Annotated in this window: 9 protein-coding genes; 3 read left to right on the top strand and 6 right to left on the bottom strand. The window is 73.8% G+C overall.

Annotation, left to right across the window (positions count from 1 at the left end; genetic code table 11):
- Positions 1 to 249: 249 nt before the first annotated feature.
- On the bottom strand, positions 250 to 2,829 hold the full coding sequence (locus ACZ64A_RS22350; protein ID WP_469812462.1) for an ABC transporter permease: 2,580 nt from the start codon (positions 2,827 to 2,829) through the stop codon (positions 250 to 252).
- Positions 2,826 to 3,614 (bottom strand): ABC transporter ATP-binding protein, encoded by a 789-nt coding sequence (locus ACZ64A_RS22345; protein ID WP_469812461.1) that lies wholly within the window; start codon positions 3,612 to 3,614, stop codon positions 2,826 to 2,828. The genes ACZ64A_RS22350 and ACZ64A_RS22345 overlap by 4 nt, the downstream gene beginning before the upstream one ends.
- Positions 3,615 to 4,045: 431 nt before the next feature.
- On the opposite strand from ACZ64A_RS22345, the gene ACZ64A_RS22340 reads away from it, so the two are divergent.
- Positions 4,046 to 5,551 carry an MFS transporter gene (locus tag ACZ64A_RS22340; RefSeq protein WP_469812460.1) on the top strand — a complete coding sequence of 502 codons (1,506 nt, stop codon included), beginning with the start codon at positions 4,046 to 4,048 and terminating at the stop codon, positions 5,549 to 5,551.
- A gap of 83 nt (positions 5,552 to 5,634) precedes the next feature.
- On the opposite strand, the gene ACZ64A_RS22335 is transcribed toward ACZ64A_RS22340, so the two are convergent.
- Positions 5,635 to 6,540: a hypothetical protein gene (locus ACZ64A_RS22335; protein WP_469812459.1), complete on the bottom strand. Its 906-nt coding sequence runs from the start codon at positions 6,538 to 6,540 to the stop codon at positions 5,635 to 5,637.
- 316 nt (positions 6,541 to 6,856) lie between these two features.
- Between ACZ64A_RS22335 and ACZ64A_RS22330 the strand changes: the two genes are divergently transcribed.
- Positions 6,857 to 7,246, top strand: a complete 390-nt coding sequence (locus ACZ64A_RS22330; RefSeq protein WP_469812458.1) for a DUF485 domain-containing protein — start codon at positions 6,857 to 6,859, stop codon at positions 7,244 to 7,246.
- Entirely contained in the window at positions 7,243 to 8,853 is a 1,611-nt protein-coding gene (locus tag ACZ64A_RS22325; RefSeq protein ID WP_469812456.1) for a sodium/solute symporter, read from the top strand. The genes ACZ64A_RS22330 and ACZ64A_RS22325 overlap by 4 nt, the downstream gene beginning before the upstream one ends.
- 74 nt (positions 8,854 to 8,927) lie before the next feature.
- On the opposite strand, the gene ACZ64A_RS22320 is transcribed toward ACZ64A_RS22325, so the two are convergent.
- The 3 genes from ACZ64A_RS22320 to ACZ64A_RS22310 all read right to left on the bottom strand — a co-directional run bounded on the left by ACZ64A_RS22320 (position 8,928) and on the right by ACZ64A_RS22310 (position 13,851).
- Positions 8,928 to 9,632 (bottom strand): DUF4328 domain-containing protein, encoded by a 705-nt coding sequence (locus ACZ64A_RS22320; RefSeq protein WP_469812454.1) that lies wholly within the window; start codon positions 9,630 to 9,632, stop codon positions 8,928 to 8,930.
- Between the two features lie 168 nt (positions 9,633 to 9,800).
- The gene (locus ACZ64A_RS22315) at positions 9,801 to 10,685 is read right to left on the bottom strand and encodes a cellulose-binding protein (protein ID WP_469812452.1); all 885 of its coding nucleotides are present in this window, start codon (positions 10,683 to 10,685) and stop codon (positions 9,801 to 9,803) included.
- Positions 10,686 to 10,878: 193 nt separating this feature from the next.
- A complete protein-coding gene (locus tag ACZ64A_RS22310; RefSeq protein ID WP_469812451.1) occupies positions 10,879 to 13,851 on the bottom strand; it encodes an SUKH-4 family immunity protein in 2,973 nt (990 codons plus the stop codon).
- Position 13,852 lies beyond the last annotated feature (1 nt).

Here is a 13,852-nt window from a genome sequence, read left to right as displayed (position 1 = left end):
AGCGGCCGGGGGTGTCCAGCGTACGACTTGCCCGCACGGAACGCCGGGGGCTGTGGACGACGCCGGGGACCGATGAGGCGACCGGCGGCACCGCAAAAGATCCTTGGGCTTCGCGGCGCCGGGGTACGGACCGCACCGGAACTCCCCGAGTTCCCGACGTCCGGACGTGCGCCGGCGCCGGGAAGCCCCTCAAGGCTTTCCGGCGCCGGTGGGTGCCCCCGTGACCCCCGTTCACGGTGGCCGTCGGGGTCAGTCCGTCGCGATGGCGTTCAGGACGTTCATGCGGCCTGCCCGGAAGGCCGGGATCAGGGCGGCGAACAGGCCCACGAAGGCCGAGCCGACGAAGACCGCGGTGATCGTCGGCCAGGGGATCTCCAGGACCTTCAGACCCTCCAGGGCGAGCAGCTTCTGGGCCGTCGCGCCCCAGCCCATGCCCAGCCCGAGGCCGAGCAGCGCGCCGAAGAGGGCGATCACCACCGACTCCAGGCGGATCATCCGCCGCAGCTGGCGGCGCGAGAGGCCGATGGCCCGCATCAGGCCGATCTCCCGGGTCCGCTCGACCACCGACAGGGCCAGGGTGTTCACGACACCCAGGACCGCGACCACGATCGCCAGGGCCAGCAGGCCGTAGATCATGTTGAGCAGCTGCCCGATCTGGTCCTTCAGCGCCTGCTTGTAGTCGGTCTGGTCGCGCACGGTGTACTGCGGGTAGTCGTGCAGCGCCGACTTCAGCGCGGTGTAGGCGGTGCTCTGCCTGCCGTCCTCGGCGGTGGCGAAGAGCAGCATGTCCAGCGGCATCTTCTCGGCCGGCACGTACCTGGACACCGTCGCGATCGACGCGTACATCGCTCCCTTGTCGATCACCACGTCGTCGCTGGTGATGGCGCGGACGGTGAGCCGGGCCGTCCTGCCGTCGCGGAAGGCGACCGTGACCGTGGAGCCCAGCTTGACGCCGTGGTCCTTGGCGAAGCCCTCGAAGACGGACATGGAGTCGGGCCGGTAGGCGTCCTGGAGGCGGCCGGCGACCGTCTTGGTGCGCACGTCCTGCGCATAGGTCGGGTCGGCGGCGTTGATGCTCTCCTTCTTCGTGGTGACGCCGTCGGGCGTGGTCAGCGTGGCGTCGAGGACCTTGTACTCGGTGACCCGCTCCAGACCCGGCACTGCCTTCGCCGCCTTGACGGCCTGCGCGGTGATCCGCTGCCCGCTGTCGGACTGGACGATGAAGTCCGTGCCGACGGTCTTGTCGAGTTCGTCCGTCGCGGAGGCCACCATGGAGGAGCCGACCACCGACAGGCAGGCGACCAGCGCGAGGCCGATCATCAGCGCGGCGCCGGTCGCGCCGGTGCGCCGGGGGTTGCGCAGCGCGTTGCGCTCGGCCATCCGCCCCACCGGCCCGAACACCCGCAGCAGCACCGCGCCGAGGACGCGCACCACACCGCCGGCCAGCAGCGGGCCGACGACCACGAACCCGATCAGGCTCAGCACCACGCCGAGCCCCAGCCACAGCGAACCCTCGCTCGCCCGGTCCGCGCGGGCGGCGACGTACAGGCTCGCCCCGCCCGCAGCGGTCAGGACGACCCCGAGCGCACCGCGCACCAGGCCGGCCTTGGCGTCGGCGGGCGTGCCCGCGTCGCGCAGCGCGGCCATGGGCGAGATCTTCCCCGCGCGCCGGGCCGGCAGATAGGCGGCCAGGACCGTCACGACCACGCCGAGCACCAGGCCGGCCACCGGAGTGGTCCAGGCGACGGTGAGGTCGTCCGTGGACAGGTGCATGCCCATGCGGCCCATGAGCTTCATCAGCCCGACGGCGATGCCCACGCCCGCCGCCGCGCCGAGCACCGAGCCGACGACACCGAGCAGCAGCGCCTCGATCAGCACCGAGCGGTTGACCTGCTTGCGGGAGGAGCCGATGGCCCGCATCAGGCCGATCTCCCGGGTGCGCTGGGCGACCAGCATGGAGAAGGTGTTGATGATCAGGAAGATGCCGACGAGGAAGGCGATCCCGGCGAAGCCGAGCATCGCGTACTTCATGACGTTCAGGAAGCTCTCGACGCTCTTCTGGTTGGCGTCGGCGACCTCCTTGGCGGTCTGCACCTTGTAGGCGCCGCCGAGCCCGGCGGCGACGTCCTTCTTCAGCTGGTCGTCGCCGACCCCGGGCAGGGCGGTGACGTTGATGTTGGTGTAGACACCGCGCTGCCCGACGAGCGTGTCCTGCGCGGTGCTCGTGTCCAGGTAGAAGATCGCGGCACCGGGGTTGGTGACCTGGAAGGCGGCGACACCGGAGATCTTCGCGGTGTGGGTGCCCATCGCGGTGATGACGCCGATCTCGTCGCCGAGCTTCAGGTGGTGCTTGTCGGCGGTGTCCTCGTCGACCATGACCTGGCCCGGGCCGTGGGGCGCCGCACCCTCGGTGATCTTCATGGTGCGGGCGTCCTGGCCGTTCCAGCTGCCGACGATGGTCGGGGCGCCGGAGGACGGCGAGAGGTTCTCCTTGCCGGCGTCGACGACGGTCACCGAGGTGGAGAACACCGTGCCCTCGGCGGCCTTGACGCCGTGGACGCGGCGCACCGTGTCGAGCACGGACGCCGGCATGACCGGCGGCTTGCCGTTGTCGGACGTGGTCTCGCCGGTGTCCGAGGCGCTGCGGGCGGTGACGGTGACGTCCGAGGAGGTGGCCGCGAACAGCTTGTCGAAGGTGGTGTTCATGGTGTCCGTGAACACCAGCGTGCCGCACACGAACGCCACCGACAGCAGCACCGCGATCGCCGACAGCGCCATCCGGCCCTTGTGGGCGAAGAAGTTGCGCAGCGAGGTCTTCAGCACGGTCATGACGTGCGCCCCCGCGCGTCGAAGTCCTTCATGCGGTCCAGGACCTGGTCGGCGGTCGGCTGGTACATCTCGTCGACGATGCGGCCGTCGGCGAGGTACAGCACCCGGTCCGCGTACGAGGCGGCGACGGGGTCGTGGGTGACCATGACGATGGTCTGGCCCAGCTCGGTGACCGAGCGCCGCAGGAAGCCCAGCACCTCGGCGCCGGCGCGCGAGTCGAGATTTCCGGTCGGCTCGTCACCGAAGATGATCTCCGGCCGGGCCGCGAGTGCCCGGGCGACGGCGACGCGCTGCTGCTGACCGCCGGAGAGCTGGTTGGGCCGGTGCTTGAGCCGCCCGGCGAGCCCGACGGTGTCCACCACGCGCCCCAGCCACTGCTGGTCGGGCCTGCGGCCGGCGATGTCCATCGGCAGCGTGATGTTCTCCAGCGCGCTCAGCGTCGGCAGCAGGTTGAACGCCTGGAAGATGAACCCGATCCGGTCGCGGCGCAGTTGGGTGAGCTTCTTGTCCTTCAGCCCGGTGATCTCCGTGTCGTCGAGGAAGATCTGCCCGCTCGTCACGGTGTCGAGCCCGGCGAGGCAGTGCATCAGCGTGGACTTGCCGGACCCCGACGGCCCCATGATCGCGGTGAACTGCCCGCGGGCGATGTCCACGTCGACGTGGTCCAGCGCGACGACCCGGGTCTCCCCCGCCCCGTACGCCTTGACGACCTGTCGCGCCCGCGCGGCGACGGCCGTTGTCCCTCCAGTGCCCCCATGCCTGGGAATGGTCACAGCCGAAGTCACGGTATGTCTCCTCATATCGGTCGGCAGAATCGACAAGGGTGTCCGGTACGTCGTCGCGTCCGGCCCTGTGCGGTTACGGGTCTGAGTCTCGCGGGCGGCAGGGGTGCCGCGCGCTGGTGTGGAACCCCGTCTTCGGGCGGGGGAAAACCCCACCCCGACGGTTCGGTCAGCCGCCCCCCAGCGGCGTAAAGCCAGACTAAGGACGGCGGCCCGGCCCGCTCGTCCTCCGGCGGGACGAACCCTCCCCGGGTCGCAGTACGGAGGAACCCCTAGGGGCACTCCACCGCCGGGTGGAGGCGCCTCAGGGGTCGTTCTCCACCCACCGGTGCACCCAGGCTGCGCCCTCCCGTCGCGTCAGGGTCAAGTGGGAAGCTGTCCCCGGCAGATAGCTGCAAGGGGCACGGAAACGTGGCACGGCGAAGGGGCACCCGGTGGACACTGCGAGACCTGCGATACGCGACGGCGTCGTCCGGCCGCCGGGCACCCGGCAACGGGCCGCGGTGGTCGCGGCGCTGATGCTGGCGATGGCGCTGGCCGCCCTGGACTCCACGGTCGTCGCCACCGCCGTACCGCAGATCGTCGGCGACCTCGGCGGTTTCTCCGTCTTCTCCTGGCTGTTCTCCGGCTACCTGCTCGCCGTGACGGTCACCCTGCCCGTGTACGGCAAGCTGTCCGACACCTTCGGCCGCAAGCCCGTCCTGGTCGCCGGCGCCGTGGTGTTCCTGCTCGGCTCCCTGCTGTGCGCGTCCGCCTGGGACATGGGCGCCCTGATCGCCTTCCGTATCGTGCAGGGCCTGGGCGGCGGTGCGCTGCAGGGCACCGTGCAGACGCTCGCCGCCGATCTGTACCCGCTGAAGGAACGCCCGAAGATCCAGTCGAAGCTCTCCACGGTGTGGGCGGTGTCCGCGATCGCCGGTCCGGGCCTCGGCGGTGTGCTCGCCGCCTACGCCGACTGGCGGTGGATCTTCCTGGTCAACCTGCCCGTCGGAGTGGTCGCGTTGTGGCTGATCGTGCGTCATCTGCACGAGCCTGAGCGCGAACAGCGCGGGAGGAGGCCACGCGCGCGTGTCGACTGGGCGGGCGCCCTCGCCGTCTTCGCGTGCGGCGGGGTGCTGCTGACCGCGCTGGTGCAGGGCGGTGTGGCGTGGCCGTGGCTGTCCCCGCCGTCCGTCGCCCTGTTCGCGGCCGGGCTCGCGCTCGCCGCGGTCGTCGTCCTCGTCGAGCGCCGCGCAGCCGAGCCGATCATCCCGGGCTGGGTGTGGCGGCGCCGCACCATCGCCGCGGTCAACCTCGCGCTCGGGGCGCTGGGCCTGCTGATGGTCGCGCCGTCCGTCTTCCTGCCCACCTACGCCCAGTCGGTCCTCGGGCTCGGTCCGGTCGCCGCCGGGTTCGTGCTCTCCGTGTGGACCCTGACCTGGCCGGTGTCGGCGGCCCTCAGCCAGCACGTGTACCGGCGCATCGGCTTCCGCAACACCGCCATGCTCGGCATCGGCGCCGCCACGCTGATCCTGCTGGCGTTCCCGCTTCTGCCGTACCCCGGCGCCGCCTGGCAGCCGACCCTGCTGATGCTGGCCCTCGGCGCCGCCCTCGGCCTGTTCCAGCTGCCGCTCATCGTCGGCGTGCAGTCCACCGTGGGCTGGGCGGAGCGCGGCACGACCACCGCGTCGGTGCTGTTCTGCCGGCAGACCGGCCAGACCGTCGGCGCCAGTCTCTTCGGCGCGGTCGCCAACGGTGTGCTCGCCGCCCGCCTCGGCGGCGCGGGCGACCTGGACTCCGTCACGCGCGCGTGGGAGGCGGGCAGGGCACCGGCGGCCGTACGGCACGCCGTCGCCGACGCCGTCCACGCCGTGTACCTCGGCGCGGCGTGCGCGGCGGCCCTGGCGTTCCTTGTGCTGCTGTTCGTCGCGCCGCGCCGCTTCCCGGTGCTGACGGACTGACGGCGCCGCCGGGGAAGCCGCCGGGGAAACGGAAAGCGGCGACCACCGGGGTCGCCGCTTCCCGTATGCCGTTCACCTCACCGTCAGGCGCCGAGGTAGACCCCCGGGGCCTGCCGGGTGGCGCCGACGACGTGGTTGCTGAACGTGCCGTCGCTGTTCAGGACGACGATCGTGTCGCCGTCCTGCGCGGCCACGGCGGAGCCGTCGGCCGGGACGGAGCGCACCGGCCCGGGGTGGCCGGCGCGCACCAGCTGCACGGCCCACACGCCGCCCTTCCTGGAGAGCTTGGCGAGGACGCCGTTCGGCAGCTTGTACGTGCCGGTCTTCTTCTGGGCGTCGACGTTGCCGGTCCAGCTGTACGCCTGCCCGGCCGGGGTGAGCGCGAAGTAGCCGCCGTTGTGCCGGCCGCCGGCGGTGGCGCCCCGGGCGTGCAGCGTGCCGAGGGAGTCTTGGCGGTGGACGTTCTCGGCGCGGTGGTCGCGGGCGGCGATGCGGTAGACCTTGAGGTACGAGCCGTCGACGGCCTTCACCGTGCGGACCAGGGTGCCGACCTCGCCCTTCTCGGGCAGCCGGTGCTTGTCGACACCGCCCCTGGTCGCGATCTCCAGCATCGGCCGGTCGGTGCGGGCGCCGGTCAGCCGGTAGGTGCGGTCGCCCAGCGTGACGCCGGTGCGGCCCCGGTCGAGCTTGGCCAGGACGCGGCCCGCCCAGCCGTCGGTCTGCTGCCACGTGGTGGACACCGCGCGCAGCCACACCTCGGGGCCGCCGTCGGAGGGGACGTTGCGCAGCACGGCGAGGGTGCCCGGCGCGACGTACAGCTTGTAGCCGTCGTAGCGGGCGTCACCGGTGGTGGTCGGTGCCGGGGCGGCGGTCCGCGCCGACGCGGTGGTGACCGCGTGGGAGCCGGCCGCGACGGCGGCGGAAGCGGGCAGCGCGACCGCGCCGAGGAGGGCGACGGTGGCGACGGCGGTACGGAGGGCGGTGCGCATGACGACTCCAGTGGAGCTGGGGCGCGAAGGGCGCCGGTGGGAGGTGGAGGAGAGCCGAATGCCGCCTGCTCGGTCGGGTGAGGCCGCTGCGAACGGGGTGGCTGTGACGTCCACAGTACGGATCATGAGGCGGCGGATCGGCCTGCTCCCTGTCACAGGTCCGTGACAGTGCGTACCGGCAAGCGCATACCGACCGCCCAGTTTGGCGAAACAGCGGCGTTCCGCACTACGCGCTAGTAACGTGCGTCCCCCGCTCCACCCCACCCCCCTCCCTGCGGTCCGCCGCCCGGACCCGAGCCACGCAAGGAGCCCCGGGATGTCCTACGACCCGTCCCCGTCGTACACCCCTCACCCCTGGCAGGCCGCCCCGCCGCCGCCCCGGCAGCCCGCGCACCGCCCCCTCGGCCACCACAGCGACCTGCGGGTGCTGCGCAGCGCCTACCGCTGGCAGCGGCGCACCGCCACCCTGACCGCGCTCGGCTACTTCACCCTCTTCCTCCTGCTGTCGGCGTTCGCGCCCTCGTTCATGACCCGCACCGTCACCGGCGGCCTGCCCGCCGGGCTGCTGCTCGCCCTGGTGCAGCTCCCCGTCACCTGGCTGGCGGTGGCCGTCTACGAGCACACCGCCCGGCGCCAGGTCGACCCGCTCGTGGACCGCATCCGCCGGCAGGCCGACGTCGACGCCAAGCGGGAGGCGGCGCGATGACCCACTTCAGCGGCAACGCGCAGACGATGTCCCTGCTCGCCTTCACGGCCGTCGCCACCGTCACCCTCCTGCTGTGCGTGATGACCGGCCCCGACGGCGACGACCTCGACGAGTTCTACACCGGCTACGGCTCGCTCTCCCCGCTGCGCAACGGCCTCGCCATCGCCGGTGACTACATCTCCGCCGCGAGCGTCCTCGGCACCGGCGGGGTGATCGCGCTGTGCGGCTACGACGGCATCGTCCTCGCCCTGGCCACCGCCCTGTCCCTGATGCTGCTGATGTTCCTGCTGGCCGAACCCCTGCGCAACGCCGGCCGGTTCACCATGGGCGACGCGCTCGCCCGCCGTATGCCGGGCCGCGCGGTACGGATCACGGCGAGCCTGGTCACCCTCGCCGCGCTGCTGCCGCTGATGCTGGTGCAGCTCGCCGGCACCGGGCAGCTGCTGGCGTTCATCCTCGGCTTCTCCGGCGACGCGCTGAAGACCGGCGTCATCATCGGACTGGGCGCGCTGATGATCAGCTACGCGGCGATCGGCGGGATGAAGGGCACCGCCCTGATCCAGATCCTGAAGATCGTGATGCTGCTCGGCTCCGGCGCGGTGGTGGCCCTACTGGTCCTGAACCGCTTCGACTGGGACCTGGGCGCGCTGTTCGACGCGGCGGCGGCCAAGAGCGGGGCCGGTCCCGCCTACCTGCACTCCGGGCTGCAGTTCGCGGGCGGGGCGAGCCCCCGGCTCGACATGATCACCTCGGAGCTGACGGTCGTCCTCGGCGGTGCGTGCCTGCCCCACGTCACCATGCGCATGTACACCGCCTCCAGCGCCCGCCAGGTGCGCCGCTCGATGTCCTGGGCGGTGTCGTGCGTCGTGCTGTTCGTGCTCGTCGTCACGATCGTCGGGGTCGGTGCCATGGCCCTGCTGGGCCGCGCCGCGATCGCCGGGGCCGACCCGCGCGGCAACACCGCCTATCTGCTGGGCTCGCGCGCGGTGTTCGGCGCGGACGCCTCCTACGCCGAGACCCTGCTGTTCACGACCGTCACCACGGCGATCTTCCTGACGGTGCTCGCCTCCGTCGCCGGGATGATCCTCGCCTGCGCCAACTCCCTCGCGCACGACGTCTTCGCCGCGCGCGTGCGGGAGATGTCACCGCGCCGCGAGATGCTGCTGGCCCGGCTGTCCGCGCTCGGCGTCGGCGTCCCGGCGATCCTGCTCGCCGCCCAGGTCCAGCACCGCAGCCTGCAGCCGCTGGTCACCCTGTCCTTCTGCATCGGCGCGTCCGCGCTCGCCCCGGCCCTGGTGTACAGCCTCTTCTGGCGCCGCTACACCCGCGCCGGTCTGCTCGCCACGCTCATCGGCGGCACCCTGTCGGTGCTGCTGCTGATGCCCGGCACCAACCTGGTCTCCGGCTCCCCCGTCGCCGCCTTCCCCGAGGCGGACTTCAACTGGTTCCCGTTCACCACGACCGGCCTGGTGACCATCCCCCTGGGCTTCGCCCTCGGCTGGGCCGGCACCCTGCTGTCCGGCCGCCGCACCGCACAGGAACAGCGCCGCCAGTACGAGGCCGTGGAGGGCTGGATCCTCGCGGGCGCGGTACGCCGGGGCGACTGAGGGGCCTTCGGGCGGCGAGGAGCCGCGACGCCCGAGGGACTCTGGCGGTTACGGGCCGGGGTGGCCGAGGGACCTCAGGCGGCCGTGGGCCGGCCCTCGCTCGCCTTGCGGCGCTGCATCTTCGTCAGCTCGACGGCGAAGTACACGGCGGCGACCGCGGCGGCGATGTTCAGCGCGTCGCCGATCATGTACTGCCCGATCCCGCCCCGCAGCTGCGCCAGGCTCTCGGTCCCGTGGTACCGGACGGCGGAGAACCGGTCGATGAGGATGCCGGCCACGAACAGGCTCCACCACAGGCTCACCGGCCAGATCCGCACCCGGTACGGCTCCCCGTCGGCCGGCAGCCGGGCCGCGGCGTTCCACATGTCGACGGCGACCTGGTACGGCAGCCACAGGTTGCCCACCGGCACCGCCCAGGCCCCGATCGCCCAGCCCGGGCCGTTGCGGAACCGGTCCGGGCCCAGCGGGGCCGTGGCCCGGCGCATCCGGTAGAACCAGACCACGAACGCCACGGCGCAGGGCAGGTAGGCCTGGACCTGCCACTGGTCCGCAGTCCTGTACAGGTCGTAGGCGTCCAGCAGATCCTGCCGGTCGGCGAAGAGGAAACCGGCGTCGCCACTGATCACGCCGCGCAGGCGGGCGGCGGCGACCAGGCTGAACACGTCGCACAGGGCGACGGCGGCCAGCCCCGCCACGGCGACGATCAGCGGACCCCACGAGGACGGGCGCACCGCGCCCGGCAGCGGACGACGCAGGTGCAATTCAGGTTCGACGGACATGGTGTGGCAGGCCCCCCCCGGGCGAGGTGTCGACGGAACGTGCCGCGACATGCGCGGCCGGGGAACGATACCGCCCCGCACGCCCCGTGCATGACAATCGGACAGGTGGGCGGGCGTCCACCGGCCCCGGCCCCCGCCCGGCCTTCCTCGGGCACCCGCCCCCGCGGCCTACTCCACGAGCCGGCCCGTCAGGGCGTTGAGGCTTTCGCGCATGCGGTCCATGTGCGCGCACACGGCGTCCCAGTGCTCCCCGTGCTCGCGCAGGACCTGTTCGGTCTCGTGCGCGATGCGCTCCTCCTCCAGGTGCGCCTCGGCCAGCAGTTCCGCCGCCCGCACCCGCGCCGCGTCCTGGCAGCGGCGCCCGGCGGGCGCGGCGTCGGCGAGCGCCTGGCGGGCCTCCTCCAGCGCCTCCTCGGCGCGGGCCGTGAGGGTCGCGTGATGGGCGTCCAGCGCCGCCGCCCGCTCGGCCGCCTCCCGCTCGGCCCGCTCCCAGCGTTCGATGTGACCCTGCTCCTGCTCGGCGAGCATGACGGCGGCACGCTGCCGTTGCTCGCGCAGCGCGGACAGCTCCCCGCCGCGCGCGGACTTGAGCGTGCGGCGGGCCAGCACACGGATCTCCCCGGCCTGCGCACGGGCCGCGAGAAGACGCTGCCGGGCCTGCTCGTCGGCCTCCTCGCGTACCGCGTCCGCCTCCTCCCGCGCCGCCCTGAGCATGTCCTCGGCGTCCGCCTCGGCCCGCGCGACCTCCTCCTGCGCCGCGCGCCGCGCCTCCTCCCGCACGGCCGCCGCCTCCTCGGTGGCGAGCTGGAACACCCGGTGCGCGCGCTCCCCGAGGGTTTCGTACGTCTGCGGCTGGAGCGCGGCGACCGTCTCGCGCAGCCGCAGCGCCTCACCCTCCATCTCCTTGGCGAGCACCGTGAGCCGGGCCGCCCGCTCCCACGCGGCGTCCCGGTCCTCGGAGATCGCCGCGGCGAACGCGTCGACCTGTTCAGGGCGGTACCCCCGCCCCTTGACGGTCACGAAGCCGTACGGCGACGACGATGTGCTGCTCATCCCGGAACCTCTCTCCGCCGAACGGACCCGAAAAATGATGATGTGGCGCACATCTTGAGGTACTGCACAGAAATGTTCATAACGCGACACTCCGGACAAACGTCACGGCCGCAGAAGAACAGAAAGGGCCGGTCCCGATCTGTCGATCAGAACCGGCCCATCCGGCCGACGCCGCGGTACTACTGACGAAGGGTCAGAGCAGCCCGTCCCACATCTGCTCCAGCAGCACCGACCACCAGCTCTCCGGCGACGCCAGCGCCGCCGGGTCCAGCGCCGCCAGCTGCGCCTGGAAGTCAACCGTCCAGCGGCCCGCCTGCTCCTGGTTCAGCCCGTACCGCAGCCGCCACATCCGCCCGAGCAGCGCAAGGCACCGCTGGAACTCCGGCAGCCCGGTGTTCACGAACTGCGGCGGCACCGGCGCCCCGCCCGGGCCCGCCTCCACCGGCACGGCCACGATGTTCGCCGTGCCGTACTGCACACACAGCGCCCGGCCGAAGTCGGTGCCCATCACCAGGTACGAGCCCGCGTCCGACGCCGGCTGCACCCCGCGCTCGGCCGCCAGCTCCGCCAGCGTCGGCACCGGCCGCCCCGGCTGGGCCTGCGCCCAGAAGAACGGGCCCATGTCCACCGGCAGACCCGCCACCACCAGCGTGTGCGCCACGATCGGCGGCACCCCCTGCCGGGACACCGCCTGCTGCTCGAACCGGAAGATCCCCGGCCCGAACGCCGCCGCCAGCTCCTGCGCGATCCCCTCCGGCGGGACGGGCGGCACCGGCTGCACCGGCGGCAGCGGCGCCCGCACCGGCGCCGGCCGCGCCGGGCCGTCCGCGACCTGGTGCAACTCACCCTGATGGGCGAGCAACTGCTGCATGCCCTGCTGACGGCTCGCGTGATCCGTGCCGTACGGCGCGATCGACGTGATCCGCGCCTGCGGCCACTGCTCCCGGATCATCCGCGCGCAGTACGCGCCCGGCAGCTCGCACGACTCCAGCTCCGTGTGCAGCTCCAGCACGTTCGCCGGCGGCACGTTCATGGCGCGCAGCTCGTGGAAGATCTGCCACTCCGGGTGCGGGGTGCCCGGCGCCGAACGCCGGATCAGCTGCTGCTCGGAGCCGTCCTGCGCCCGGTAGCGCAGAACGGCCTGGTAGCCGGGGCCGACGGTCGGCTGACCGGGGACCGGCGGCGGGAAACCGGGCACCGGCTGCACCGGCTGCCCACCGGGCGGGGGCATCGCACCGGGCGGCATCGGCTGCGGCACCCCGGGCGCCATGCCGGGGGCACCCGGGACGGGCGGCGGAGGCGGCGGCGCGCCGGGCCCGGACGCGGGCGGCGCGGCCAGCATGGTCTCCGCGTGATGCACGGCACCGCGCGCGCCACCCGCCGAGGAGTGCCCCCCGGGAGCACCGGGCGGCGTCGGGGCACCCGGAGCACCCGGCGCACCCGGAGGCTGCGGGGCACCCGGACGGCCCGGGTCGGCGAACATCGTCTCCGCGTGATGGACACCGCCGGGGGGCGTACCGCCCGGAGCACCGGGAGCACCCGGCGCACCCGGCGCACCCGGAGGCTGCGGGGCACCCGGACGGCCGGGGTCGGCGAACATCGTCGCGGCGTGGTGGACACCGCCCGGCGGGGTGCCGCCGGGCGTCCCCGGAGCGGCTGGGGGCTGCGGGGCGCCGGGCACGGCCGGCTGCGGGCCGTCCGGGCCGAGCGAGGACACCAGCTGCGTCGGCACGTAACCGCCCGCCGCGGGCGCGGACGGCGGCACCGGCCCGGCACCCGCCCGCGCGCCCGGAGCCCCGGGGGCACCGGGCGGAGGCGGCGGGGTCGCACTCCGCCCACGCTTCGGAGGCGGCGCCGCCTTGCTGGTCGCGGCGTCCGCGATGTCACCGGGAGTCGACGCCCCCGCCGGGGCGCCGGCACCGGAAGCGGAACCGGCGTGCGGCGGCACAGCGGACTCGCCCGGAGCACCGGGGCCACCCGGAGCGGCCGGAGCACCCGGGCCACCGGGACCCGCCGGCGCGTGCGGAGCCCCGGGGCCCTGCGGATAGCCGTACGACGGGGCGGTAGGCGGCGGAGGCGGCGTACCGCCTCCCTGCGGATAGCCGTACGAGGCCGCGGCCCCCGGCGGCGCGGGCGTCGAGCCCGCCCCGCCCGGACCCTGCGGATAGCCGTACGACGCGGCACCCGGCGGCGGAGGCGGCGTACCGCCGGCCGGCGGAGGCGGCGTGCTGCCCGGTGCGGGACCGCCCGGCTCCGTGAGGGCCGGGGCGACCGTCGTCCGCGGGAGCCCGCTGCCGCCCGACATCAGCGCGGTCTTGGCCTCCGGCGGCGCCACCGGCGACCGGTCCTCGCCCATCTCGCTCAACGGCGGAGCGAACACCGTCTCCGGCAACGGCACCGAACGGTCCTCACCGGCATCCGCGTTGGTGTCCGTACCGGCCCACGGCGTGGCCCCGGCCGGCACACCCGCCGTCCCGGCGACCGCCGCCGCACCCGGAGCCCCGGCGACCGCCGCCGCATCCGGAGCCCCGGCGGCCGGCGCCGCATCCGTGGGCCCGGCGGACCGCGCCGCGTCCGGGGTCCCGGCGGCCCGCGCCACGTCCGACGGCCGCGGCTCCGTGGAGCCCGGCGCGGCCGTCGTACCCGGAGCGTCGGCCGCCGCCCGCGCACCCGGCACCCCGGCCTGCGTCTCGGCCAACGCGCCCGCGCCACCCGGCGTGCCGGACACGCCGCCCCCCTCGGAGCCGCCGGAGCCGTCCGCCCCCTGCGCACCACTCCTGCGATGGTCCGGAATACCCAGCTTGTCCGCCGCCTCCTGCAACCACTCCGGCGGCGTCAGCAGGAACGACGTCTGGTTCAGATCCACCCGGGCCGCAGGCGCCGGCGCCGGTTCGGCCGCCGTCCCCGCACGCCCGTACTCCTCCTCGTACCGGCGGATCACCTCGCCCACCGGCAGCGCCGGCCACAGCGTGGCCTCCCCGCTGTCCCGGGCGATCACCAGCCGCTGACCGCCCCCGTCCGAACGCGGCCCGTCCGCCCGGTCCTCACCCCACAGCACGAACCCGAGGTCGAACTCCCGCACCCGCACCTCACGATGCTGATACGCGGGCACATCCCCGTTGAGCCACTCCTCCGCGCGCTCCTGCGCCTGCGCGAACGTCACCATC

The sequence above is a fragment of the Streptomyces sp. NPDC104814 genome (assembly GCF_055583185.1).
The sequence above is the reverse complement of the archived record's forward strand: the minus strand, read 5'-3'. Positions and strand labels throughout refer to the sequence as shown.